Source organism: Brachybacterium fresconis (genome assembly GCF_017876515.1).
Classification (GTDB): Bacteria; Actinomycetota; Actinomycetes; order Actinomycetales; family Dermabacteraceae; genus Brachybacterium; species Brachybacterium fresconis.
Genome location: NZ_JAGIOC010000001.1, coordinates 3,716,519 through 3,741,478 on the forward strand (window position 1 = coordinate 3,716,519; position 24,960 = coordinate 3,741,478).

Annotated in this window: 23 protein-coding genes; 17 read left to right on the forward strand and 6 right to left on the reverse strand. The window is 71.6% G+C overall.

The window, feature by feature from the left end; translation table 11 throughout:
- Positions 1–18: 18 nt before the first annotated feature.
- Positions 19–1,953 (forward strand): penicillin-binding transpeptidase domain-containing protein, encoded by a 1,935-nt coding sequence (locus JOF44_RS16470; protein WP_209893923.1) that lies wholly within the window; start codon positions 19–21, stop codon positions 1,951–1,953.
- 18 nt (positions 1,954–1,971) lie between these two features.
- Here the strand turns inward: JOF44_RS16470 and JOF44_RS16475 are convergent, their stop codons facing one another.
- Both JOF44_RS16475 and JOF44_RS16480 read right to left on the reverse strand, forming a co-directional pair.
- Positions 1,972–2,448, reverse strand: a complete 477-nt coding sequence (locus JOF44_RS16475; RefSeq protein ID WP_209893925.1) for a nucleoside deaminase — start codon at positions 2,446–2,448, stop codon at positions 1,972–1,974.
- A gap of 14 nt (positions 2,449–2,462) precedes the next feature.
- Positions 2,463–4,553 carry an NADPH-dependent 2,4-dienoyl-CoA reductase gene (locus JOF44_RS16480; RefSeq protein WP_209893928.1) on the reverse strand — a complete coding sequence of 697 codons (2,091 nt, stop codon included), beginning with the start codon at positions 4,551–4,553 and terminating at the stop codon, positions 2,463–2,465.
- Positions 4,554–4,643: 90 nt separating this feature from the next.
- Here JOF44_RS16480 and JOF44_RS16485 point away from each other — a divergent pair, with 90 nt between their 5' ends.
- The gene (locus JOF44_RS16485; protein WP_209893931.1) at positions 4,644–5,252 is read left to right on the forward strand and encodes an isochorismatase family protein; all 609 of its coding nucleotides are present in this window, start codon (positions 4,644–4,646) and stop codon (positions 5,250–5,252) included.
- Between the two features lie 53 nt (positions 5,253–5,305).
- On the opposite strand, the gene JOF44_RS16490 is transcribed toward JOF44_RS16485, so the two are convergent.
- Positions 5,306–7,192 (reverse strand): HNH endonuclease signature motif containing protein, encoded by a 1,887-nt coding sequence (locus JOF44_RS16490; protein ID WP_209893934.1) that lies wholly within the window; start codon positions 7,190–7,192, stop codon positions 5,306–5,308.
- Positions 7,193–7,783: 591 nt separating this feature from the next.
- Here JOF44_RS16490 and JOF44_RS16495 point away from each other — a divergent pair.
- On the forward strand, positions 7,784–8,998 hold the full coding sequence (locus JOF44_RS16495) for an ATP-binding protein (RefSeq protein ID WP_209893937.1): 1,215 nt from the start codon (positions 7,784–7,786) through the stop codon (positions 8,996–8,998).
- 43 nt (positions 8,999–9,041) lie between these two features.
- Positions 9,042–9,542, forward strand: a complete 501-nt coding sequence (locus JOF44_RS16500; protein ID WP_209893939.1) for a DUF1648 domain-containing protein — start codon at positions 9,042–9,044, stop codon at positions 9,540–9,542.
- 47 nt (positions 9,543–9,589) lie between these two features.
- Here the strand turns inward: JOF44_RS16500 and JOF44_RS16505 are convergent, their stop codons facing one another.
- Entirely contained in the window at positions 9,590–10,693 is a 1,104-nt protein-coding gene (locus JOF44_RS16505) for a MerR family transcriptional regulator (protein WP_209893941.1), read from the reverse strand.
- Positions 10,694–10,887: 194 nt separating this feature from the next.
- Here JOF44_RS16505 and JOF44_RS16510 point away from each other — a divergent pair, with 194 nt between their 5' ends.
- The 4 genes from JOF44_RS16510 (at position 10,888) to JOF44_RS16525 (ending at position 14,190) form a co-directional block, all read left to right on the forward strand.
- Positions 10,888–11,928 (forward strand): GNAT family N-acetyltransferase, encoded by a 1,041-nt coding sequence (locus JOF44_RS16510; protein ID WP_209893943.1) that lies wholly within the window; start codon positions 10,888–10,890, stop codon positions 11,926–11,928.
- A gap of 86 nt (positions 11,929–12,014) precedes the next feature.
- Positions 12,015–13,220: a YncE family protein gene (locus tag JOF44_RS16515; RefSeq protein ID WP_342591817.1), complete on the forward strand. Its 1,206-nt coding sequence runs from the start codon at positions 12,015–12,017 to the stop codon at positions 13,218–13,220.
- Between the two features lie 2 nt (positions 13,221–13,222).
- Complete coding sequence (locus JOF44_RS16520; RefSeq protein WP_209893947.1) at positions 13,223–13,693, forward strand: SRPBCC family protein; 471 nt, start codon at positions 13,223–13,225, stop codon at positions 13,691–13,693.
- A gap of 35 nt (positions 13,694–13,728) precedes the next feature.
- Complete coding sequence (locus JOF44_RS16525; protein ID WP_209893949.1) at positions 13,729–14,190, forward strand: DnaJ family domain-containing protein; 462 nt, start codon at positions 13,729–13,731, stop codon at positions 14,188–14,190.
- A gap of 9 nt (positions 14,191–14,199) precedes the next feature.
- On the opposite strand, the gene JOF44_RS16530 is transcribed toward JOF44_RS16525, so the two are convergent.
- Positions 14,200–15,117 carry a serine protein kinase RIO gene (locus JOF44_RS16530; protein ID WP_245348983.1) on the reverse strand — a complete coding sequence of 306 codons (918 nt, stop codon included), beginning with the start codon at positions 15,115–15,117 and terminating at the stop codon, positions 14,200–14,202.
- A gap of 205 nt (positions 15,118–15,322) precedes the next feature.
- Between JOF44_RS16530 and JOF44_RS16535 the strand changes: the two genes are divergently transcribed.
- From JOF44_RS16535 to JOF44_RS16555, 5 genes are all read left to right on the forward strand, one after another.
- On the forward strand, positions 15,323–16,054 hold the full coding sequence (locus JOF44_RS16535; protein ID WP_209893951.1) for a VOC family protein: 732 nt from the start codon (positions 15,323–15,325) through the stop codon (positions 16,052–16,054).
- On the forward strand, positions 16,051–16,440 hold the full coding sequence (locus tag JOF44_RS16540; protein ID WP_209893953.1) for a DoxX family protein: 390 nt from the start codon (positions 16,051–16,053) through the stop codon (positions 16,438–16,440). The genes JOF44_RS16535 and JOF44_RS16540 overlap by 4 nt, the downstream gene beginning before the upstream one ends.
- A gap of 128 nt (positions 16,441–16,568) precedes the next feature.
- Positions 16,569–17,849, forward strand: coding sequence for an ABC transporter substrate-binding protein (locus JOF44_RS16545; RefSeq protein ID WP_209893955.1), 1,281 nt, complete (start codon positions 16,569–16,571; stop codon positions 17,847–17,849).
- Entirely contained in the window at positions 17,839–18,750 is a 912-nt protein-coding gene (locus JOF44_RS16550; RefSeq protein WP_209893957.1) for a carbohydrate ABC transporter permease, read from the forward strand. Before JOF44_RS16545 ends, JOF44_RS16550 begins: the two co-directional genes overlap by 11 nt.
- Positions 18,743–19,573 carry a carbohydrate ABC transporter permease gene (locus JOF44_RS16555; RefSeq protein WP_209893959.1) on the forward strand — a complete coding sequence of 277 codons (831 nt, stop codon included), beginning with the start codon at positions 18,743–18,745 and terminating at the stop codon, positions 19,571–19,573. Before JOF44_RS16550 ends, JOF44_RS16555 begins: the two co-directional genes overlap by 8 nt.
- A 48-nt stretch (positions 19,574–19,621) precedes the next feature.
- Here the strand turns inward: JOF44_RS16555 and JOF44_RS16560 are convergent, their stop codons facing one another.
- Entirely contained in the window at positions 19,622–21,127 is a 1,506-nt protein-coding gene (locus JOF44_RS16560) for an amidohydrolase (RefSeq protein ID WP_209893961.1), read from the reverse strand.
- A gap of 112 nt (positions 21,128–21,239) precedes the next feature.
- On the opposite strand from JOF44_RS16560, the gene JOF44_RS16565 reads away from it, so the two are divergent.
- Genes JOF44_RS16565 through JOF44_RS16580 form a run of 4 tightly spaced genes read left to right on the forward strand, consistent with a single transcriptional unit; the run spans position 21,240 to position 24,927 of the window.
- Positions 21,240–22,250, forward strand: a complete 1,011-nt coding sequence (locus tag JOF44_RS16565) for an ABC transporter ATP-binding protein (RefSeq protein ID WP_209893963.1) — start codon at positions 21,240–21,242, stop codon at positions 22,248–22,250.
- Complete coding sequence (locus JOF44_RS16570; protein ID WP_245348985.1) at positions 22,247–23,116, forward strand: ABC transporter permease; 870 nt, start codon at positions 22,247–22,249, stop codon at positions 23,114–23,116. Before JOF44_RS16565 ends, JOF44_RS16570 begins: the two co-directional genes overlap by 4 nt.
- A gap of 24 nt (positions 23,117–23,140) precedes the next feature.
- Positions 23,141–24,292: a sensor histidine kinase gene (locus JOF44_RS16575; protein ID WP_245348986.1), complete on the forward strand. Its 1,152-nt coding sequence runs from the start codon at positions 23,141–23,143 to the stop codon at positions 24,290–24,292.
- The gene (locus tag JOF44_RS16580; protein WP_209893967.1) at positions 24,289–24,927 is read left to right on the forward strand and encodes a response regulator transcription factor; all 639 of its coding nucleotides are present in this window, start codon (positions 24,289–24,291) and stop codon (positions 24,925–24,927) included. Before JOF44_RS16575 ends, JOF44_RS16580 begins: the two co-directional genes overlap by 4 nt.
- Positions 24,928–24,960 lie beyond the last annotated feature (33 nt).

A 24,960-nucleotide genomic window follows, 5' to 3' on the forward strand; every position in this document is an offset into this window, starting at 1 on the left:
GACCCCGACGATGCTCCTATGAGTTCAGTGCGCGCCCGGTCCCGCCGAGGCCCCGTCATCGTCATCGTCGCCCTCGTCGCGATCGCGGCACTCGTGGTCGGCGTCCTGATGTGGCGGGACCGCTTCGGCGACGGAGCGGAGGAGGCCGAGGCGCTCGCCGAGGCGGTGGCCACCGGGGACTTCGCCGAGGTGCCGCTGGTGGACCGCTCCGCCGAGGAGGCGGCGACGGAGCGCGAGCGGGTGCTGGGGCAGATGCTCGAGGCGACGGGGGAGCCGCCGCAGGTGGAGCTGGCCGATGCCGGCGGCGTCGAGGACGGGGTGCGCACCGCCACCCTGGAATGGACCTGGACCCTCCCGCACGAGGCAGGGACCTGGAGCTACACCACGCAGGCGACGCTGCAGCGCACCGAGGAGGGGTGGGCGGCGCAGCTCGACCCCGCCGTGCTCGGCCCCGATCTCGCCGCCGGCGAGCACATGGAGGTTGAGGCGGTCCAGCCGCAGCTGGGCAGCGTCGTCGGCCGTGACGGCACGGCGCTGTACGGCCCGCACGCCGTGCGCGTGCTCGGCCTCGACAAGACCCAGCTCGAGGAGGACAGCCAGGAGGACGCGGCCCGCGAGCTCGCCGGGCTCCTCGGCATCGACGCGGACCGCTACGTGCAGACCGTCGCCGGCTACGGCCCCGAAGCCTTCGTCCCGGCGCTGACAGTCCGCGAGGACGACCTCGGGGACTACCCGCTCGAGCAGGCCGGGGACATCACCGGCTACCGCGCGATGGAGCAGACGCAGCCTCTCGCTGTCGAACGCGGCTACGCCCCCGGGGTGCTCGGGTCCCTGCGCGAGGCCTCGCAGGAGGATATCGAGGGATCCGACGGCGAGATCGCGGCCGGGGACCTGGTCGCCACCGGCGGCGTCGTCGCCGCGCGGCGGGACGCGCTGGTCGGCCAGAAGGGCGTGGTCGTCCGGGCGGTCGACGACGAGGAAGGGACCCGGCGCGAGCTGCACCGGGTGGAGGCGACCGACGGCAGCGACGTGCAGATCACCCTCGACCGCCAGATGCAGCGCCTGGCCACCGAGGCGGTCGCCGACCAGGACTCCCCGAGCGCGGTGATCGCCCTGCAGCCCTCCACGGGGGACGTGCTCGCCGCAGGCCTCGGACCGACGGGGCAGTCCTACCCGGTCGGGCTCGTCGGCCGGTACGCCCCCGGCTCGACCTTCAAGGCTGTGACCTCCCTGGCCCTGCTGCGCGAGGGCCTCACCCCGGACACCACCGTGCAGTGCCCCGAGACGGCGACCGTCGAGGGAGTCACCTTCAAGAACGCCGACTCGCTGGATCCGAGCCTGTTCGGGCCGATGCCGCTGCGCGACGCGATCGCGCATTCCTGCAACACCGCGATGCTGCTCCAGCATGATGTCGTCTCCCAGCCTGCGCTCGCCGAGGCCGCGACCACCTTGGGCAGCGGCCAGGAGGCTCCGGAGGGGCTGGACGCGTTCATGGGCTCGGTGCCCCCAGAGGACGAGGGCGCCCAGCACGCCGCGGCGCTGATGGGGCAGGGCCGCGTGCAGGCCTCACCGCTGTCCATGGCCGTCGTGCTCGCGAGCATCCAGCAGGGCCACACCGTCCACCCCCGGATCCTCGCCGACGACGAGTCCGGTCCGGTCGAGGTGGATCAGCCGCTGACCGAGGAGGAGACCACCCAGCTGCAGGGCCTGCTGCGCGGCGTCGTCACCCGGGGCAGCCTCGACGACTTCGCCGACATGCCGGGCGAGCCGGTGATCGGCAAGACCGGCACCGCCGAGTGGACCGATGAGAACGGCGAGCTGAAGCTGCACTCCTGGGTGATGGTCGCCCAGGGGGACCTGGTCGTGGTCGCCTTCGTCGAGGACGGCAGCTACGGCTCGACGACCGCCGGGCCGATCGCCCGCGAGGTGCTCGAGGGCGCCCACGGCGGGTGATTCCGCGGGGCGGCCGGATCAGTAGTCGGTGCGCCCCTCGTGGAGCCGCCAGGCGTCGAACGGCGCTGCGGCCTGCGCGCTCCGGGACTGGACGGTGGGCAGCAGCGCCCGGTGGCCGGGAGTCTCGAAGTACTCGTAGAACGCCGCGTCGTCGAAGCCGGCCCGGGCGGCATCGTCCCGGCCGGCGGCGAACACCACTCGGCCCACCCGGGCCCACAGCGCCGAGGCCAGGCACATGGGGCACGGCTCGCAGCTGGCGTAGAGGACGGCGCCCGGCAGCTCGTGGGTCTGCAGCTGCGCGCAGGCCGCCCGGAGCGCCTGCACCTCGGCGTGCGCGGTCGGATCATGGGCCGAGGTGACCCGATTGACGCCGTCGAACAGCTGCCCGTCGGCCGTGGCCAGGACAGCGCCGAAGGGACCGCCGTCCTCGGCGACGTTGGCGGTGGCGAGGTCGACGGCGCGGGCGAGCAGATCGGACTCGGCAGGAGTGCTCATGACGCCCGATTCTGTCAGAGCCCGGCGGCGACCTCGACGGCCTGGCGGATCGCCCGTTCGGCATCGAGCTCGGCGGCGACGTCGGCCCCACCGATGACGTGCACCCGGGGAGCGCGGCCCCGCCGCGCGGCGCGGACGTCGTCGGCCAGGGAGTTCTCGCTGACCTGCCCGGCGCAGACCACCACGGTGTCCACGGCGAGCACACGCTCGGCGCCGTCCTCGATCAGGTGCAGGCCCTCGTCGTCGACGTGCTGATAGGTGACGCCGCGGTGCTGGACGACGCCGGCATGGCGCAGCTCGGCCCGGTGCACCCAGCCCGTCGTGCGACCGAGGCCGGCACCGATGCGGGTCTCCTTGCGCTGGAGCAGGTGCACCTCGCGGGCCACGCTCCCGTCCTCGGCGGTGGCGGGCGGGCGGGTCATGACGCCGCCGCGGTGCTCGTCGGCGTCGACCACGCCCCAGTGCTCCCGCCAGCTCGACGTATCCAGCGCGGGGGAGGGGCGCGGCGCGCTGAGGTACTCGGCGACGTCCACCCCGATGCCGCCGGCACCGATGATCGCGACCCGCTCGCCCGCCTCGGCGCGGCCTTCGAGCAGGTCCGCGTAGCTGATCACCCGGGGCCCCTCGCTGTGCTCCGACGAGCTGCCGGGCAGATCGATCACGCGAGGGACGACGCCGGTGGCGACGATGACGTCGTGGAAGCCGAGCAGGTCCTCCGCCGCGGGACGCATCCCCAGGCGGATCCCGACGCCGGCCGCGGCGAGCCGCATCCGCCAGGACTGCAGCGCCTGGGCGTAGTCCTCCTTGCCGGGGATGCGGGCGGCCAGGCGCAGCTGCCCACCGATCTCCTCGCCGGCCTCGAACAGGGTGACCACGTGCCCGCGCTCGGCGGCCGCGAGCGCGGCCTCGAGCCCGGCCGGGCCGGCGCCGACGACGGCGACCTTGCGGGCCCGGCGCTCGGCGACCGGTTTCAGGACCAGCTCCGTCTCGTGGCCGGCGCGCGGGTTGACCAGGCAGCTGGCCCGCTTGCCGTCGAACACCTTGTCCAGGCAGGCCTGGTTGCAGGAGATGCAGGCGACCACCTGCGAGGCGCGGCCGTCGGCCAGCTTCGCGGGAAGGTGCGGGTCGGCCAGCAGCGGTCGGGCCATGGAGATCAGGTCCGCCTGGCCGTCGGCGAGGACCTGCTCGGCGACGGTGGGGTCGTGGATCCGATTGGAGGCGACGACGGGGACGTCCACCAGCTCGCGCAGCGCCGCGGTCTGCTCGACGAAGGCGGCGCGGGGGACGGAGGTGACGATGGTGGGCACCCGTGCCTCGTGCCAGCCGATACCGGTCGAGAGCACGTCCACGCCCCGCTCGGTGAGGTCGCGGGCCAACGCTGCCGTCTCGGCCCAGGTCTGCCCGCCAGGGACCAGGTCCAGCAGGGAGATGCGGTAGCTGAGCAGGGCGTCCTCGCCGATCGCCTCGCGCACGGCGCGGGCGATGGCCAGCGGCATCGTGCGGCGGCCCCCGGAGCCGCGGCCCCAGCGGTCCCGGCGGCGGTTCGTCGCGGGGGCGAGGAACTGGTTGAGCAGGTATCCCTCGGAGCCCATGATCTCGACCCCGTCGTATCCGGCGTCGATCGCCCGACGGGACGCCTCGGCGAAGTGGTCGATGGTGCGGCCGACGCCCCGGCGGGTCAGGCGGCGGGCCCGGAACGGGGACAGGCGGGAGTGGCCGCGACCGGCCGAGGCAGCGAGCGGCTGGAAGGCGTACCGCCCGGCGTGCAGGAGCTGGAGGAGGATGCGCCCGTCGGCCTCATGGACCTCGCGGGTGATCAGCTGGTGGCCGCGCAGGGCGCGCTCGCTCGCCTGGGCTCCACCCGGGGTGAGTCGGCCGCTGCGGTCGGGGGAGAATCCACCGGTGACGATCAGCCCCGCGCCGCCGCGAGCGCGCTCGCCGAGGTAGGCCGCAAGCTTCTTCGCGTCGGCGGGGCGGTCCTCGAGGCCGACGTGCATGGAGCCCATGACGATGCGGTTGCGCACCTCGAAGCGCCCCAGGTCCAGGGGTGAGAGCAGCGTCGGGTACGAGCGGGGACCGGACGGATGGGGAAGCGACGTGGGCATGAGCCGATTGTGCCAGGGGGCGCGATCCGGGGTGACAGGGCGCGGTCCGTAGGCTGGCCCGTGATCGTGCCACCGACCCGAGGAGGACCCATGTCCGCGCGGATGCTCATCATCGTCGACGTCCAGAACGACTTCTGCGAGGGCGGTGCGCTCGGCGTCGAGGGCGGCGCAGAGGTCTCCGCACGGATCGCCGAGCACGTGCGTCGCGCCGGTGACCAGTACGACCGGATCCTCGCCAGCGGCGATTGGCATCGCGGCGATACCGGCAACGGCGGGCACTTCGCGATGCCGCCGACGGAACCGGACTTCGCCGTGACCTGGCCGGTCCACTGCGTGGCCGATACTCCTGGTGCGGCGTTCCATCCGGAGATGGAGGCCCTCGCGGCCGAGCTGGGGGAGCGGCTGGAGGTGGTGCACAAGGGGCACGGGAATCCCGGATACAGCGCGCTGGAGGGGATCGTCGTCGCAACCGGCGAGAGCGTCCAGGACCTGATCGCGGGCGGCGAATGGGAACGGATCGACGTGGTCGGGCTGGCCTACGACTTCTGCGTTCGGGCCACGGCGCTCGATGCATCCGATGCCAGCACCGATACGCAGGTCCGCGTGCTGCGTCCGCTGACCGCTGCGGTGCATCCGGACGGGGTCGGCCAGCTCGAGCGAGAGCTTGTCGCGGGCGGAGTGAGCGTCGTGGACGGTTGACGGCCAGGGTCCGCTGGCCACCGGGGGTGGGCACGGTGATCCGGCATCGTTCGTCAGAACGGCGGGGGATCGTCGTGGTGGTCGTCGGGCCGTGTGTCGGGGCGGTTGGTGCCGTGGCGGCGTTGTTCGAAGCGTTGGTGTTCGTGGGCGCGTTGTTCGAGGACGCGGTCGCGGTGGGGACGGTTCGCTTCGATCTCGCGGTGTCGGAGGGCGTCGTCGTGGGCGCGGTGGTGCGTGGCCCAGCCGGTCTCGAGGGCTCGGGCGAGGGTGGGGGTGAGGAGGTCGACGTCGTCGCGGGTGGTGGTGTGGACGGTGTCGTCGATGTCCCACCAGGTCACGGTCGCCTCCACCACCGCACGGCCGTGGCGGCGCGGGGTCGTGGGGCCGGGCAGGGGATCCAGGTGCAGGGACCCGGGCGGAAGATCGAGCGGTTCCGGCGGCGGGGGTGGGGGACCGTCCGTGCCCGGTGGGCCGGCCGTGCCCGGGGGACTGTCCGCCTCCTGCTCGACACCGGGGCCGGGGTCGGCTCCGACGCGGTGGGGGTCGATGTGGCCGGCGGTTTTGATCTTGTGGTGCAGCCAGCACAGACGGTGGAGGTTCGCGAGGTCCGTCGCCCCACCCGCCGCGGGGTCACGGTGGTCGAACTCCTCGATGTGGTCGTCCTCGGCCGCGAGGGCGGTGGGGCGGGTGCAGCCGGGGGCGGCGCAGACGGGGTGGCGCAGCCGGAGTTGGAGGCGCATCGCCGCGGTGGGGGTGTAGGTGTCGGCGGTGGTGGGGAGGTAGGCACCGGTGGTGGGATCGGTCAGGATCCGTTGCCAGGTGTTCATCCCCGCGGCCAGGGCCCGGGCCTGCTCGGGAGGGATCGGGGTCAGTCCCTCGATCATCCCGGGCGCGTCTTCGACACCGAGCAGGGTCATGGCCGGGACGGTCACCAGGAGTTTGTAGGCGCTGGCGGGTTCGGGCACCGGGTCGGTATCGAGCAGGGAGTGGGTCAGGATCGCGTAGCGCAGTGCCGCCAGGGACAGGGGCCTGCCGTGGTCGCGGAGGGTCTCATCGATATCGAAGGGGATCTCGCCGGTGTCGGTGTCGTGGAGAGCGGCGCGCTGGGCCTTCTGGACCGCGAGCGCGGTCACGTCCAGGCGGTGGGCGAGGTCTTTGATCTCCGGGATCGGCCCCGTCACCGCCAGGGTGGCGAGCCCGCACTTGGGGTCGGTGACCTCGAGATCCACGCGCCGCTGGGTCTGTGGCGGCACGGGGAGGGTGCCGGCGGTGACGCGGACGATCAGGGTTTTGACGTTGGTCTCGAACTTATGTCGGGAGACGTTGGCCAGGTCCCAGGCCGCGACATGCTCATCAACCATCGCCACGTGCTCGTCGGTCAGGGAGCGGACGTGGCGCAGCAGGTATTGGTGGAATCCTTCGGGCATGTCCCCCGCGGCGAGGTGGGCGAACGTGGCGGGGAGGAGGTCGACGCTGCGGTGGGCGTCGCGGATGAGGCGTTCGGCCTGGCGGGTGGTGATACGCATGCCGGTGGCGATCTTCATTGCGGAGATGTCGGCTTCGTCGATCAGCCCGTCGGTGTCGGGGTCCTCGGTGAAGAAGTCCACCAGCAGTTCTTGTTGGCGGGCGTAGAGGATGGTGCGTTCACGGATCGCGGCATGCAGTTCCAGGATCCGGTAGGCCTGATCACTGGCGGGCTCGACGCCCGCGAGTTTCACCATCCGCTCGCTGGTCAGCGGGACCAGCGCGTCCACCGCCCACGCCCGCACCGGAAGCACAGCATCCACGTCACCCACGGCCGCAGAGGCGTCAGGGGCAGCGGCAGCACCGGGTTCCGCGCCGGGCGGGGTATCGGAGGCCGGGGGATCGCCGGACACCGGGCGGGGCGGCTCTTGGGGACCGTCGCCGGGCCCGTGCCCGGAATCGAACTCCTCACCCACGACCATCACCTCCCCTCCCGAAAAATCATCACCCGCGTCACTGCGAGCGATCCCGTCGGCCTCGATGTCGACGTGTTCCCACACTACGATCCACCCCCGACAATCGAAACCCACGACCGCGAACCAGAACATAATGTGGATAACCACCTCCTGTGGAGGAAGGGCGGTCAGGGATGTGGCGTGCACGAGGCGTCCTGAGGCCACGTCACTGCTGGCCGAGGCTCACCGAGATGCGGTCACGTGCGACGACCGATCGCGACGCGTGTCGTGATCAGCGCTTTGTGGAAAACTGCCCAGTGTGGAGGAAGGACGCGCATCGTGATCGCCATAGACTGATCACGTGCGATTGTGTGATCGTGCTGTCGACGGGCGAATGAGTTTGACTTCGAGAATGCTTTCCGGTGCCCATGTCGTTCCCCGCGCCGCACTCGATGTCGGGCTCTTTCACGCTCCGGCGCGTATCGGGTGTATTTACACACAGACACATACAAGGCAAGCTGGTCGCCGTGAGAACCACACCCCGCAGCACGATCGTCGGCACGGGCCGCACCACGACGATCACCACGCCGACCCACCGCATGGGAGAACCGCATGGACCAGCGTGACCAGCGTGACCAGCGTGACCAGCGCAGCACCAACCCTTTCACCCCCGGATTCGGACTGACCCCGATCATCCTCGCCGGCCGCGCCGGAGCGATCGAGGATTTCACCGCGGCCCTGAAGGGCAACGTGCCCGAAGCCCGTGCCATCCTCATCTCCGGCGCCCGCGGCTCGGGCAAGACGGTGCTGCTGACGGAGTTCAAGGAGCTCGCGCTCGAGGCCGGCTGGACCGATCTGCGGGTGCATACGTCCTCGTCCTCGCTGGTCGACGAGCTGCGGGGCACGGCGATCGCGCAGCTGCGCGAGCAGGATCCGGACGCCGAGTCCTCCCGCCTCACCTCGGCGCGGGTCTCGGGGACGGGGGCCTCCCGCGAGGTTCGCCAGCGCTACGAGGGGGAGCAGGAGCCGCTGACCACGGTGCTGGATCGGCTCGCGGCGCTCACCGATCAGGATGGCGGCGGGCTGCTGATCACGCTCGACGAGCTGCAGTCGGTCGACCGCGACCAGCTGCATGCCCTCACCCAGCATGTCCAGGACCTCATCGGCTCGGGACATGCCGTGGCCTTCATCGCCGCCGGGGTCCGCCCCGGGGTCGACGCACTGCTGGACCACGAGCGCACCACCTTCCTGCGTCGCGCGCATCGCATCGAGGTGGGCAGCGTCGACGTCGGCACCGCGGCCGAGGCGATCCGCATGACGATCGCCGATACCCGGAAGTCGATCACCCCGGAGGCTGCTGTGCTGGCGGGCGAGATCTCGCAGGGCTACCCGTACCTGATCCAGCTGATCGGCTCCAAGTCCTGGCAGAGCTGCGGTGACGCGGACACGATCGAGATCGAGGACGTGCACGGCGGCCGCGAAGCCGTGGTGGCGGCGATGATCAAGAACGTGCACCGTCCGGCCCTGCGCGGGCTCAGCGCCCGCAAGCGCGAGTACCTCCACGCGATGCTCCTCGACGAGGGACCTTCGAGCGTCGGCGACATCGCGGAGCGGATGAACATCGACCCGCGCAACCAGTCCACCTACCGCGAGCGCCTCATCGAGGAGGAGCTGATCCGTCCCGCCGGGCGCGGCTTCGTCGAGTTCTCCCTGCCGTATCTCGCCGAGGCGCTGCGGCACGAGGACCGCGCCGGGGTGGGGGCCGACGTCGAGCCCGACCGGGGCGTCCAGCGCTCGCACCGTGCGCGCCGCAGCACTCGACCATGATGGGAGAGGCTCCTGCACCGACACCGCTATGGTGGATCGCGTCATGACCACGAGCGTCACCGATTCTCCCCGTCCCGCCCGCTCCTATGCCACCGGGCCGGCCACGCGGGGGCTGCGACTGCTCTCCCTGCTCGCGGCGCTGGCGATCACGGCGTGGATCCTCGTGCGCTACACCTCGCTCCCGCCGACCGTCCCGACCCACTTCGATGTGCGCGGGCAGGCCGACGACTGGGGCCCGACGTGGTCCGTGCTCGTGCTCGCCGCGGTGATGCTGCTGCTCTCGCTGGGCCTCGTCGCGCTGTCCGCCCACCCGCGGGTCTTCAACTATCCGCTGGAGGTCACGGCGCGCACCGCTCAGTCCGTCTACCGCGAGGGGGAGCGGATGATGGTCGCGGTCCTGGCCGGGGTGCAGCTGATCTACCTGGGCATCGCCCTGTCGATCCTCGACGGTCCGGGCAGCGGCGTCCTGACCTGGATCGGCATGGCGGTGCTCTTGGGATCCGTGGTCATCGGCATCATCCGCCTGGTGCGGGCGGGGCGGTAGAGCGCGGCCGACGACCCTCCGCCCCACGCCCCGCCCGGTCGTGACCTTCAGACCTGCGCCAGCACCAGCGCGATGTTGTCCGGCGCACCGGCCTCGAGGGCCATCGTCACCAGGTGCTCGGCCAGGGCTGCGGCGTCGGTCGCCGGGCGGGTCAGCGCCTCGGCGAGGGCCGACGGCTCCACCACGGCATGCAGTCCGTCGGAGGCGATGAGCACCAGGTCGCCCGCCTCGATCCGTCGCACCAGCAGGTCCGGGGTCGTCGGGGCCTCGGCCGCCAGCGCACGGTTCAGCACCGCACGGTCCGGATGCGCGGCGACCTCCTCGGGGGAGAGACGGCCCGCCGCGACGAGGGAGCGCAGTCGGGTGTGGTCCTGGGTGACCGGGTCGATCCGGTCACCGTGGACGAGCACGACCCGGGTGTCGCCGAGGTGCGCGATGTGCAGACGGCCCCCGGCCAGCAGCGCCGCCGTGAGGGTGGAGCCGTCGGGCCCCTCCTGAGGGACCAGCGCCTCCGCGGCGGGCCACGCGGTCTCCAGCGCCCGGAGCGGGTCGGCCGACGGGTCGGCCTCGAGGTCGCGCTCGAGCGCTGCGGCGAATGCCGAAAGGATCCGGGCGGACAGCTCGTCGTCGGTGCCGAAGCCGTCGGCCACGGCGATCAGGATCGCACCGCCGGGGAGCTCGCGGTGCAGCGTCGCGTCCTGCTGGGCAGCGCGGACGAGGCCGCGATGGACGGCCGTGGCGACCTGTGCGGGTCCGGCGGACGGGATGGTCGATGTGGTCATGGTCGTGTCCTCCGTGGGAAGTTCCCCGAGGTCGCGGGCGAGGGAGTAGACGGCGGCGCCGCGAGAGAGGATGTCGGCCTCCTCCTGCCGCCACCAGGACCGCAGCTCGGAGACCGCTGCCGCGGCGTCCAGGTCGCAGACGACCCGGATGCGGGCGAGCCCCATCCCGAGTCCGCGCAGCGCGGCGATCAGCCGTGCTCGCTCGACCTGGTCGGTCCCGTAGGAGCGGTAGCCGGTGAAGGGATCGACCCGCCGCGGCGGGAGCAGCTCCGAGTCGGCGTACATCCGCAGCGCCTTCGGGCTCAGCCCGCTCGCGGCAGCCAGCTCGCCGATGCTCAGCAGCGTCTCGTCCCGGCGTCCCTGCGCCATGCGGTCCTCCGTCACTCCTCGCCCGGGCTCCCGGGCACCGGGTCCGTCCCGGCATCGCCCACGCTCCGCATTGTCCCCGGGGAAAGGTCAAGCGCCTCCGACGAGCGCCCCCGACGAGCGCCCCCGACAAGAGCCCCGACGAGCCCCCGGAAAATCCGTCGACCAGCAGGAAACCGATGTGGTCCACTGCGATCATGCACTTCTCGATCCGTCCGCTGGACATCAGCTCCGACCTCGACATCGCCCAGTCGATCGCGCTCGACGCGGCGCTGGACGAGGCCGCCCACGGAGGCAGCGAGACCACCGCCCTCGAGCAGTACCGCGCCTCCCTCGCGGACAGCCCGTACTGGCGCGTCCAGCGCTGGGTGGCGGTCGCCGAGCCGATGGAGGGCGGCGAGATGATCGTCGGCCGGGCAGCGGTGTTCCTGCCGCTGCAGGAGAACCTCGAGACGGTCTCCGTCGGTGCTTCGGTGCATCCCGCCCACCGGGGCCGGGGCATCGGAACGGCGCTGGTCCAGGACGCGCTGCTGCCCGCGATCCGCGAGTCCGGACGCGGCCTCGTCGAGACCTACGGCGAGATCGCGGCCGACGGGGATCCCGATGATCCGGAGCAGCCCGTGCACCGCCTGGCCCGACGCCTGGGCGTCAGCCGCAAGAACCTCGCGGTGTGCCGCACCCTGGCGCTTCCGCTGGCCGAGGAGCTGCTGGATGCCCTGCAGGCCGAGGCGGAGGAGAAGCTCGGCGCCTACCGCATCGAGCTCTGGGACGACGAGATCCCCGCGGAGCACCTTCGCGACTACGGGGTGCTGATGCGTCAGATCGAACTCGACGAGCCCGACGAGGAGGTCGAGCACGAGGCCGCCGAGTACACGCCCGAACGGCTGCGGATCGCCGAGCAGCGACGGCGGTCGTCCGGCACTCGGGCGCTCATCGCCGTGGCGATCGCGCCCGACGGCAGTCTCGCCGGCAACTCCGAGATGCACATCCAGCGCACGGCGGGCACGACGATCGGCTGGCAGGAGAACACACTGGTCATGCCCGAGCATCGCGGGCACCGGCTGGGTCTGGCGCTGAAGGTCGCCACGCACCGTCTGCTGCGCGAGGAGGCCCCGGGCCTGCGGGTGCTGGCCACCTGGAACTCGCACGTGAATCCGTGGATGATCGCCATCAACGAGAAGCTCGGCTACGAGATCGCCTACCGCGAGCTCGCGCTCCAGGGTCGCCCGCAGCTCTGACCTCCTGCGCGACACACCCCGACGCCTCCCCACGGTCAGGGCCCTCTCGGCCTAGGTTCGTGCCCAGAGGCCGAGGGGGTGTGGGCGTGCAGGCAAGGCATCGCAGGAAGCCGCTGCATCCGAGGCGGCCGCACGAGCAGTTCACCGTCGCCATCGCGATCATGGCGGTCATCATGTCCGGCGGGATGCTCAGCGGGCTGCTGACCAGCGCCGCCGTGCCCGAGCCCACGTCGGATCACGAGCGCACGATCCCTCCGGGCGATCCCTCGAACACCACTCGCATGGACAACCGTCGGCGGATCACCGGGGACATCACCCCGAAGTCCGTCGTGGCGAGCTCCACGGGCACCGTGATCGCGAACAACATGATGTACAGCCATTCCTCGACGCTGTACGACGCGGAGACGCTCGAGCTGACCGAGACCGTCGCCGACTCGGTGGACCTGGCCGAGTACGGATTCGAGGATCGCGCGGGGGAGACGAAGGGCGCCCCGGTGGAGGCGGTGTTCTCGCCCGACGGGCAGTACGCCTACGTCTCGCAGTACTCCCTGCACGGGCCGGGCGCGGGGGCCCCGGCGACCGACGACTGCCGCAACGGCGACGCGATCGGCGACTCCGCCGTGTTCCGCCTGGACGTCTCCAGCGGCCAGTGGGACCAGGTCATCGAGGTGGGCAAGGTCCCGAAGTTCATCTCCCTCTCACCCGACGGGAGCCTCGCGCTGGTCTCGAACTGGTGCGATGAGAGCGTGTCGGTGCTCGACCTCGCCGCGGGCGAGGAGATCCGCGAGATCCCCGTCGACTCTGCTCCGCGCGGCAGCGTGATCCTGCCCGACAACCGCACCGCGTACGTCACCGCGATGTACGCCGACGAGCTGTTCCGGATCGACCTGGTCACGGGAGAGAGCGAGATGGTGCTGGAGACCGGCCGCAAGCCCCGTCACCTGCTGCTGGCGCCCGACGCGAGCCGGATGTACCTCACCGAGTCCGGCTCGGACCGCCTGGTCGAGCTCGACCCCGACACCGCCGAGGTGCTGCGCGTGACCGACACCGGGCGCGAGCCCAGGACGATGGCGATCTCGCCCGACGGCCTCGCGCTGTACGTGGTGAACTACTACGCCAACACGGTCTCGAAGTTCGACACCGGGACCATGGAGGAGATCCAGGTGCTGGAGGTCGGGCAGAACCCGATCGGCATCACCTACGAGCCGACGCAGCGGCGCATCTGGGTCGCCAACTACGCGGGGTCGATCGACGTCTTCGACGACACCACCCGCGCCGAGGAGATGATGTGAGCATGGACGAGAACATCGAAGAGGTCCGCGTGGTGAGCGCCTCCCGCGAGATCGCCGCGCCCGTCGAGCGGATCTTCGCCCTGGTCGCCGACCCCGCCGAGCAGCCCCGCTGGGACGGCAACGACAACCTCGCCGAGGCCGCACCCGGCCAGCGGGTCCGGGCCGTCGGCGACGTGTTCGTGATGACTCTGACCAAAGGGGCCGAGCGGGCCAACCACGTCGTGGAGTTCGAGGAGGGCCGACGGATCGCCTGGAAGCCGGGCGAGACGGACGGGTCGACGTTCGGGCAGCTGTGGCGCTGGGAGCTGGAGCCTGCGGGAGAGGGCTCGACCCGCGTCACCCACACCTACGACTGGACGGATCTGCACAGCCCCGAGGCCCGGCTGAAGCGGGCACGATCCACCACCGGCGACACCCTGCGCGCCTCCCTCGACCGGCTCGCGGACGTCGCGGAGGCCGAGGCCGGGCGATGAGCGACGCGGGCCGAAGCGGCCACCGGGGTCCGCCGATGGACCGCGACGTCGCGAAGGTCGAAGGGGCGATCGAGCATGCGATCGCCCGCGGCGACTTCGACGACCTGCCCGGCGCCGGCAAGCCGTTGAACCTGCCGGCCACCCACGACCCGGACTGGTGGATCAAGCAGCGCCTGGCCGAGGACGACGTGGACCACGATGCTCTGCTGCCCGTCGTGGTGCTGCTGCGCCGCGAGTACGAGCAGCGCGACGCGACCCTCGTCGAGCTGCCCGAGGAGCATCTGGTGCGCGAGTACGCCGCGGACTTCACCGAGCGGGTCCACGAGGATCGTCGTGCGAACCCGCTGTCGCGGATGATGGCCCCCGAGATGGATCCCGACGCCGCCGTGGCGCGCTGGCGGGAGCTGCGCGCGGCGACGGCCGATGCCGAACCCGTCCGCGCCGAGCCCACCGAGGAGGAGCCACGACGTCGTCGATGGTGGTGGCCGTTCGGCTGACGGCGCTGATCACGGCACCTGCCACGTGCCGAGAGCGGCCTCGTTCCACTCCTGCGGGTCCGCCGCCGCATCGCTCGCCCCGTTCGCCCGCAGCCAGGTGCACACGTTCTGACAGTCCCGGCGCAGGAACTCCGGGCCGTTCGGGTTCCCGATCAGGTCGATGACCTGCGGGACGTCGATGATCACCGGCTCCGCGCCCTGCCGGCGGGAGTCGATCAGGATGTTGTACGGCGAGAGGTCGCCGTGGACCAGGCCCAGCTCGGCGAAGCCGAGCACCACCTCGCGCAGGGTGCGAGCCCAGTGCTCAGCCTGCTCAGGGCTCGGGCCGGTCTCCTGGAGGCGGGGCGCGGCGAACGCCCCGTCGGCGTCATCGGTGCCGATGAACTCCATGCACACCTCGGTGCCGACGATCTGCACCGGGTACGGCACGGGCAGCCCGGCCGAGAACAGCTGACCGAGCACGTCGAACTCGGCGCGGGCCCACTGCGCCGCGGCGACCTGACGGCCGAAGGCGGTGCCCTTGGCGACGGCACGCGCCTCGCGGGAGTCCGTGCCGCGGCGGCCCTCGGTGTACCGGTGGGAGCGGTGGAAGCTGGAGTGCTCGGGGGAGCGGTAGCGCTTGGCCACCAGCAGGGTCGCCTCCCCGGCGGCTCCGGTGCGGTGCTCGGCGGGCAGGGCGCGTTCGAGCAGGAAGGCGTCGGCCTCCTTTCCGGTCTTGAGCACACCGAGCTCGGTGTCGATCGCCCCGTCGTGCTGGACCACCCAGTCGGGGAAGGGCTGCGGGCCGCGGTCAAGCGTGTGGGCCGTCTCGGGCCAGGTGGACCAGCGCTGGTCGTCGTCGAGCTCGGTGACGCTCATGGTGAGCAGGGAGCGGGCGAAGAAGGCGTCGCGATCGAAGGACGAGGTCATATCGAAGGACGAGGTCATAAGGGACTCCTGAGGGAGGACCTGCGAGATGCTCAGCAGGTCGGAACGGACGGGAGGACGGCAGGGGTCAGCGCGGCGGCAAACATCTGGTCCTCCTTCCCTCAGGGCTCCGGGGCGAGCCGTGCACACCGTACGACGGACCGATGAGGACCTGCGAGCGAATATTCGGCCGACGTCGCGGCGGGATGCTCCGTAGGCTGAGGGCATGTTCCTGGAGAACCTCGGCATCGATGCCGACGACCCGATCCGCCGCGGCCGTTTCTGGGAGGCGGCGCTGGGCACCACCGCGCTGACGGTGGAGCCCGACATCTACGAGACGCGCCTGGACCTCGATGGCGACGCCTACCTCGACCTGTGCTTCGCCCGGGTGCCCGAGCATCCCACCTCACCGCTGCGCCTCCACCTCGACCTGCGCGGAGGGGAGCGGCAGCTCGAGGTGGCCGAGCGCCTGCGTGGCCTCGGGGCGCGCGATCTCGACATCGGCCAGGGGGAGGTGCCCTGGATCGTGCTCGGCGACGTCGAGGGAGCGGCGCTGTGCGTGATGGAGGAGCGGGAGGAGTACACCGACACCGGCCCGCTCGCCGCCCTGCCGCTGGACGTCGCCGATCCGCAGCGCGAGGGGGACTTCTGGGCGTGGCTGACAGGCTGGGTCGAGACGTCCGGCCAGGCGCCGCGCACCCTGCGGCACCCCTCCCGGCGCGGCCCGCTGCTGTCGCTGTACCCGGAGCCCGAGCCGAAGCGCCCCGGCGCCAAGAACCCCATCCACCTGGACATCCGCCTCGAGGCCGGGGACGACGTCGAGGCGATCACCGCCGAGATCGCCGAGCGCGGCGGCCGGGAGCTGCACCCCGGCTGGGGCGAGCTCCCCTGGCGCATCTACCAGGACCCCTCCGGCAACGAGTTCTGCCTGCTGCCGGCCCCAGGAGCCGCTTCGTGACCGGCGCGCGCCGGACCGCGGCATTCCTGTCCGTGCTGCTCGGCGGGGCCGGCGCCCTGCACCTGGCGCGACCCGCACCCTTCGACAGCATCGTCCCGCGGGCGCTGCCCGGATCGGCCCGGGGGTACACCTGCGCCTCCGGGGTGGCGGAGCTCGGCGTGGCCGGGCTGCTCGCGATCGGGCGCACCCGAGGCCGGGGCGGTCTCGCCGCCACGGCCCTGTTCGTCGCGGTGTTCCCCGCGAACGTGCAGATGGCCTACGACTGGCGGCACGCCTCCCCGCGCAAACGGGCGCTCGCGCTGGGGCGTCTGCCGCTGCAGGGCGTGCTGATAGCCCAGGCTCTGCACGTGGCCCGCGCGTCCAAGGGCACCCCGGCAGCCTCCTGACCGACCCCGGACGAGGCGGTGGTGATGCCGTCGCCCGTCGCCCGCGCCCACGTCGCGGACACCGCGTTGGTGAAAGCTTCTACATGCTCTACGGTGGGCGACCGTCCGTCCGGTCCGAAGGAGCACCAGTGATCACCAGACGTTCCCTGCTCGGCGCCGCCGGGCTGGCGGGGACAGCCCTCGCCAGCGGCTGTGCCGGCACCCCGGAGGTCGACCGCACGCTCGGTCGGCCGGCAGGTCGCGGCGACTCAGGCGCGATCACGTTCCAGATCTGGGACAAGGCCCAGGAGCCGGCGATGCAGCAGATCATCGACGCCTTCCACGAGCACTACCCGAACATCTCGGTCACCATGAGCTCCGCGGCCTTCGCGAGCTACTTCGAGCGGCTGCGGATCCAGGCGACCGGCGGTGACCTGCCGGACGTGTTCTGGATCAACGGGCCGAACTTCGAGCTGTACGCCTCCTACGGCATGCTCCAGGACCTCAGCGAACTCGAAGGCTTCGACCCGGCGAACTATCCGTCGAACCTCACCGAGCTCTACACCCATCAGGGAGCGCCCTACGCGGTCCCGAAGGACTTCGACACGATCGCCCTGTGGTACAACCGAGATCTGCTGCACCGCGCCGGGATCGATGAGCCGACCGACAGCTGGAGCTGGCAGGAGTATCGCGACGCCTCCGAGGCGGTGTCGCGGGCCCTCGGCGATGAGCAGATCTGGGGCAACCCGGGCGGCGTCGCGAACCAGGCCTACATCTACCCGCTGATCATGCAGGCCGGAGGGTTCATCGTCGATGAGGACATGACCGTCTCCGGCTACGACAGCCCGGAAGCGATCGACGCGTTCTCCTTCCTCGACGGCATGATCCGCGACGGGATCGCCCCGGGCGTCCGCTACACGGCGGAGAACTCGCCGAAGGACCTCTTCAACAGCGGTCGCGCCGCCCTGTACCAATCCGGGAACTGGGAGGCCGCGCTCCTGCAGAATTCGCCGGTGCGCGAGCATCTCGGCGTGGCGCCGCTGATCCACGGACCGGAAGAAGCCAACGTCATCCACGGCATCGGGTACGCGATGTCCGCCCGCAGTCCTGACAAGCCGGCCGCCTCGGCGTTCCTCTCCTTCCTCGGCTCCGAGGAGGCCAACCGCATCCAGGGTGCGGCCGGTGCCGCCAACCCTGCCTTCGTCGGCACCAACGACACCTACATCGAGGCGCTGCCGGAGTTCTCCCTCGACGTCTTCGTCGACGCGGCGGAGACCGCGAGGACGTACCCGGCCTCGCAGAACACCTCCGCGTGGTTGCAGCTGGAGGAGCTGCTGTTCCCCAAGATCCTCAGCGGGGACGGGCAGCTCGAGAAGCACGCCCACGAGCTCGCCACGAGGATGAACGGAGTGCTCGCCGATGAGTCATGACACGGCACCCCCGATCCGCCGCCGACGGCGCGGGCGCGATGGCTACTGGCCGCTGGTCTTCCTCGCCCCGCTCATGATCGGCGTGGTGGCCTTCTACTTCTGGCCGATCCTGGCGACCGTGCTGAACTCCTTCGCGAGCTTCGACCCGTTCGGTGGTCGTACCTTCGCCGGCCTGGAGAACTACCGGACGCTGCTGAGCGATTCCTTCATCCCCCGGGCGGTCCTCAACACCGCCGTGTACACCGCGATCGTGCTGCTGGGCATCCCGATCGCCGTGGGGGTCGCCTCCCTGTTGACCCAGAAGGGACTGCGGTTCTCCCGCTTCTACCAGGTGCTGTTCTTCCTGCCGGCGGTCTCGATGCCGGTGGCCGTCGCCCTGGTGTGGCGGATGATCTTCAATCAGGAGTTCGGCGTCGTCAACTGGGCGCTGTCCCTGATCGGCATCGAGGGGCCCTACTGGGTCACGGCCCCGTGGTGGGCGCTGCTCGCCGTGTCCGTCGTCGGGCTGTGGGCGAGCCTGCCGCTGGCGGTGATCATCCTGTCGGCCGGGCTGCAGGGCATCCCCGGTGAGCTCTACGAGGCGGCTCAGCTGGACGGCGCCGGCACCCTGCGGCAGTTCCGGTCGGTGACGGTGCCGCTGCTGACTCCCAGCATCTTCTTCCTGATGGTCATCACCGCGATCAACGGATTCCAGCTGTTCGATCTGCTGTTCGCGATGATGGGTCAGTCCAACCCGGCGATGGCCGACACCCAGTCGCTGGTCTACCTGTTCTATTCGGAGGCGTTCCGACAGCACGAGCAGGGGTATGCCTCGGTGATCGCACTGCTGATCCTGGCGATCATCGGGGTGTTCACGCTGCTGCAGTTCCGGGTGCAGAAGAGGTGGGTCCACTATGACTGAGCCGCGCAGGAATCGTCCCCGCTACGCGACCCATGCGGCCCTGCTGATCGGTGGGGCGGTGATGGTCTTCCCCTTCGCGTGGCAGCTGATCATGTCACTGTCCACGCACGCCGAAGTCACCTCGGTGCCGCCCACCTGGGTCCCCGAGAAGCTGCAATGGCAGAACTATCCGGCGGTCTTCGAGCAGATCCCGTTCCTCAGCCAGTTCGTCACCACGGCGGCGGTCACCATCGCCCGCGTCGTCGGCCAGCTGCTGCTGTGCGCGATGGCCGGGTACGCCTTCGCCCGGATGGAGTTCCGCGGCAAGACCATCCTGTTCGGCCTGGTGCTGTCGATCCTCATGGTGCCCTACCAGATCTACCTCATCCCGCAGTACGAGATCATCCAGCAGCTGGGCTGGCTGAACACGGTGGCCGGCATCGCCGCCCCGGGCATCTTCAGCGCCTTCGGCACCTTCCTCATGCGCCAGCATTTCCTGGGGATGCCGCGTTCGCTCGAGGAGGCGGCTCGCCTGGACGGAGCGAACCCGTGGCAGACCTTCTGGCGGATCATGTTCCCGTTGAGCGGGCCTTCGCTCAGCGCCGTCGCGATCCTCACGGCCCTGGCCTCGTGGAATGACCTGATGTGGCCCCTGATCGTGGCGACCTATGACGACCGCACCACCCTCGCGGTGGGGTTGTCGACCATGCAGGGGCAGTTCACCACCGACTACCCGGTGATGATGGCCGCCAGCTTCATGGCCATGCTGCCGCTGATGATCCTGTTCATCGTGCTGCAGCGCCGGGTCGTCGAGGGCCTGGCGCACTCCGGGATGAAGGGGTGAGGCCGAGGCCGTGGTCCCGGGCACGTAGTCCGGAGTGGACGGCAGAGCTCAGGGAAGCCGCCCCGCGACCACCGTCGCCAGCACCGTGGTCTCCCGCAGCTGCTCCGCGGCCTCCCGGGCGGCGGCCTCGACCATCAGGGAGTCGGCCCCGAGCGGCACCTCGGTGAAAGGGTCCTCCTCCAGCAGCACGACATCACCGCGCCCGCCGACCTCGAGGGACGTGATCCCGTCGGTCGAGGCGGCGAGGGCCTCGAGCGGCTGCAGCTGCTGCTCGCGGTGCCAGCCGGGACGCTCATCGGCGCTGCGGTGCACCGCGGCGGCCATCGCCAGCCACGGATCCAGCGGGGCGACCGGGGCGTCGGACCCCAGGACCAGCGGCACCCCCGCGGTGAGCAGGTCCCGCAGCCGGAACGCCCGGGAGCCGTGGCCCGGCCAGACGCTCTCGGTCACGTCGCGGTCATCGAGCAGGTGCGCGGGCTGGACCGAGGCGGTCACGCCGAGGCGCGCCATATGGACCACGTCGTCGTCGGTGAGCATCTGGGCGTGCTCGATCCGCGCCGCGATCCCGACCTGCCCGATCGCGGTGAGGGCGAGCCGCGCCGCGGCATCGCCGATCGCGTGGACGGCCGCGGTGAGTCCCTGGCTCCGTGCCTGCGACAGGGTGGCGGTGAGCTCCTCCGCGCCATAGCTGAGCACGCCCCGACCGGCGTAGCCGTGCCCGTCGGTGTACGTCTCGCGGGTGTAGGCCGAGTGCGAGCCGAGCGCTCCGTCGACGATCACCTTCAGCGGCCCCATGGTCACCAGGCCGGTCGCGTCCAGGACGGCGCCCGTCGGCCGCGGAGCCCCGTCGAGCTCGGCGGGATAGACCGCGGTGCGGACCCGCATCCGCGCCCCGCGCGAGCGCCAGACCTCCCAGGGCCGGCCCCACTCCATGTCCACGAGCCCGACCACCCCGCGCTGGAGCGCCTGGCGCTGCATCATCGCCGCCCCGGTCGCGACGGCATCGCCCACTCCGGGCAGCTCGGTCAGCCGCGGGGCGAGGTCGAACCATTCGTCCTCGGCGACGATCCCGTCGCGCGGCGGCAGCCCCAGCTGCTCCAGTGCGGCGGTGTTCAGCCAGGCGTGATGGGCGTCGCCCCCGATGAGCACCGTGGGAACGGGACCGGTGGCCTCGTCGAGTGCCGGGACCGTCGGCGGCACCGCGAAGTCCACCAGGCGGTGGCCGAAACCGATCAGCGCCTGCCGCGGGTCGGTGCGCGCGTCCCGGCGCACGGCGAGCTCACCGCGCACCAGCTCCAGGATCACCCCGACGCTGCCCGCCCCACCGGTGTCCAGGCGTGCGTGCGCCTGGGCGAGCTGGCCGGTGTGGACGTGCTGGTCCCACAGCCCCGGCAGGGCGAGCGCCCCACCGCCGTCGAGGACCTCCTCGCCGTCGGCCCGGGCCAGATCCGGGGCGATCTCGACGATCACCCCGTCGCGGAGCCGCAGGTCCACGGGGCGCTGGGGGGACCCGCCGGCGGCGGCATCGAGGGGCCGCACCTGTCTGATCAGCACCGATCCAGAGTAACCGCGGGGGCGCCCTCATGACGCCTCATGACGACTGTCATGGGTGGGAGATGATCGCCGGCCCTGGGACCGACGGGCCCGGCGCGACAGGCTCGGAGCCATGAACACGACGACAGCCTCCGCCCCCACTCCGGTCACCGGCGAGGCGCGCCCCACCGCCGCGATCCGACTGGGCGCCGTCACCCGCAGCTACGGACAGATCCGCGCCCTGGACGGTCTCGATCTCGAGGTCGGCCCCGGCGAGATCGTCGCGCTGCTCGGACCCAACGGCGCCGGCAAGTCCACCGCCATGGAGATGATGGTCGGACTCACCCGGCCGGATGCCGGCGAGGTGGCGATCCTCGGCACCGACCCGGTCACCGCCACCCGCACCGGACTGATCGGCACCATGCTCCAGGGCGGGGCGCTGCTGCCCGACCAGACCGTGCGCTCCATGCTGCGGATGCTCCACGCGCTGCAGGCCCACCCGATGCCGCTCGCCGCGGCCGCGGAGCAGGCGGACATCACCGAGCTGCTCTCCCGTCGGATCGGCGCCCTCTCCGGCGGCCAGGCGCAGCGGGTCCGCTTCGCGATCGCCCTGCTCGGCGACCCGCAGGTGCTGCTGCTGGACGAACCGACCGTCGGCATGGACATCGGCGCCCGCCGCGCCTTCTGGGACCAGATGCGCTCCGTCGCCGCCACCGGCCGCACCATCGTCTTCGCCACCCACCACCTCGACGAGGCCGAGCGGGAGGCCGCCCGCGTGGTCGTGCTCGACCGCGGTCGCGTGGTCGCCGACGGCACCGGGCCGGAGATCGCCGCGGTGGTCGGCGGGCGCGTGATCACCCTGCGCGGCGCCGACGCCGCCCGGATCGCGCAGCTGCCCGGCGTCGAGGATGCCGGGCCCGACGAGACCGACCCCCAGCGGGTCCGGGCCGTGTGCTCCGACTCCGATGCGGCGCTGACCGCCCTGTTCACCTCTGAGCTGGCCTCCGCGGTCCACGAGGTGCTGGTCTCCGCCCCGGGCCTCGAGGAGGCCTTCCTGCGCATCACCGACCACACCGACCACACCGGCACCGACGACACCGACGACACCGACGACACAGATGACACGGAAGGAACCGACCGATGAGCCGCGCCGCAGCCTCCGCCCCGACCCCCGTCACCGCCGCCCGCAGGAGCGATCTCATGTCCGCTCCGGCCGAGAACACCCTCCTCACCTCCGCCACCCCCGCCGCCCGCAGCACGGCGGCCACGTCGGACGCCTCGCGCATCGTGCGCTACGCGGGCCACACCACCCGCATGACGGTCACCAACGTGATGTTCATGGTGTTCACCATCGCCATGCCGGTGGGCATGTACCTGCTGTTCTCCATGATGTTCGGTGACCAGTCCGGGGGGCAGGTCCGCGGCATGATCATGGTCAACATGGCCGCCTACGGCGGACTCGGCGCCGCGGTCACCGCCGGCACCCAGATCCAGGAGGATCAGCGCAACGGCTTCCTGCGCCAGCTGATCGTGGCCGGGCTGTCCCCGCGCTCCTTCCTGGCCGGCTCCGTCATGGCCGCGAGCGCCGTGATCATCCCGGCCCTGGTCGCGGTGGGCATCGTCGGCCTGGCCACCGGCGTCGAGGCGAGCCCGGGGGCATTCCTGGCCACCCTGGCCGTGCTGTGGGTCGGACTGCTGCCCACGATCCTGATCGGCATCGTGCTCGGCATGGTGCTCAAAGGCGGTGCGGCGATGGCCGGCGGCGTGATCACCATGATGGCGATGGCCATCTTCGGCGGGCTGTGGATGCCGCTGGAGATGTTCCCGAGCTGGATGCAGACCGTCGGCCACGCGATCCCGACCTACTGGATCTCGTCCCTGGGCGAATGGGCCCTGTACGGCGGTCCGCTGTCGGTGACCGGGCTGCTCGTAATCGGCGCCTGGACCCTCGCCCTCGCCCTGATCTGCACGGTGAGCATGTCCCGCGCCGTGGGCCTGACCCGGCGCTGACGAGGCGCTGGCACAATGACGCTCATGCGAACCGACGAGGCGCCGGCCTGGGGGGCCTGGGCACGCGGCGGCGAGGAGGCCCCCGTGGCCCGGCCCCTCACCCCGCGGGCGATCCACCGGGCCGCCGTCGAGTCGGGAGGCCTGCCCTTCGCCCTCCCCCCGGTCATCTTCATCGCGATCCCGATCGTCTTCGCCTGGATCGGCACCCCCGGCCCCGGCGCCGCTCTCGTGACCGTGATGATGCTGGTCTACGGGCTGCTGTTCGTCTACTGCACCGGCATCGCCCTCTACCCGCATCCGGTGCGCCTGGCCTGGTTCGGCGTCTGCACCGCCCTGCTCCTGGCCCTGATCCCGATCCTCGGTCAGAACGTGCTGTACATGGTGATGTTCCAGGCCATGACGCACGTGCTGCTGCTGCCGTGGCGATGGGCCGGCCCCACCATGATCGCCATGAGCCTGATGGTGTTCGTCATCGCGCTCGTGCTCGGGATCTACGTCGCGGCAGGGCTGGCCGGGATGGGCATGCTGATGAGCTGGGGCTTCGGCTACGGCATCCGCCAGCAGGTGCTGCAGGAGGAGCTGGACGCCGCCGAGGAGCGCAATGCCGTGCTCGCCGTCGCCGCCGAGCGCGAACGCATCGGCCGTGACCTCCATGACCTGGTCGGCCACTCGCTGACCTCGCTGACCATCTCCGCCCAGCTCGCCCGGCGTCTGCTGGAGACCGATCCGGACGCGGCCCGCGAGCAGCTCGAGCACATCGAGGCGACGGTCCGCCAGGCGCTCTCGGACGTCCGTGCGACCGCCAGCGGCATGCAGCACGTGCGCGCCGCCACCGAGATCGCCTCGGCCCGCACCGTGCTGGCGACCGTGGGCATCCAGGCCGAGGTCCCCACCGCGCTGCCGCCGCTGCCCGACGACCGTGCCGAGCTGTTCGGCTACGTCATCCGTGAGGGCGTCACGAACATGGTGCGCCACTCGCGCGCCACCCGCGCCACGATCACCGTCGACGAGGAGTCCGTGACCGTCGCCGACGACGGGGACGGCATCCCTGCGGACACCGCCCGATCGGGCCTCACAGGGCTCGAGGCGCGGGTCGCCATCGCCGGTGGTCACCTGGAGATCGCCTCGGATGACCACGGGACCCGACTGACCGCGACGATGGGGGAGAAGGCATGATCCGACTCGTGGTCGCCGACGACCAGTCCATCCTGCGCTCTGGCCTGGTGGCCCTGCTGCGCCTCGAGTCCGACCTCGAGGTGGTGGGCGAAGCGGCCGACGGGGCGAGCACGCTCGCCACCGTCGCCGAGCACCGCCCCGACGTCCTCCTGCTGGACGTGCAGATGCCCGCCGGGACCGCCGCCGACGGCGGCGTCGGGCCGGAGGACGGCATCGCCGTCGCCCAGTCCCTGCAGGAGGCGGGCGCCGACGGTCCCCGCATCATCGTGCTGACCACCTTCGGCCGCGCCGGGTACCTGCGCCGCACCATGGAGGCCGGCGCCCAGGGGTTCATGGTCAAGGACACTCCCGTCGAGCGCCTCGTCGATGCGATCCGCCGCGTCCACCAGGGCCTGCGCGTCGTGGACCCTGAGCTGGCCGCCCAGTCCCTGGCCGTCGGCCCCAGTCCGCTGACCGCCCAGGAGACCGCGGTGCTGCAGAGCGCCGCGACCGGCAACGCCACCGCGCAGATCGCCGCCGCGCTGTTCCTCAGCGTGGGCACCGTGCGCAACCACGTCTCGGCCGCGATCGGGAAGCTGGGGGTGGCCAACCGCGCCGAAGCGGTGAGGACCGCCTCCGACAACGGGTGGATCTGACGGCTGGATCCGACGGCCGGATCTGAATGGGCG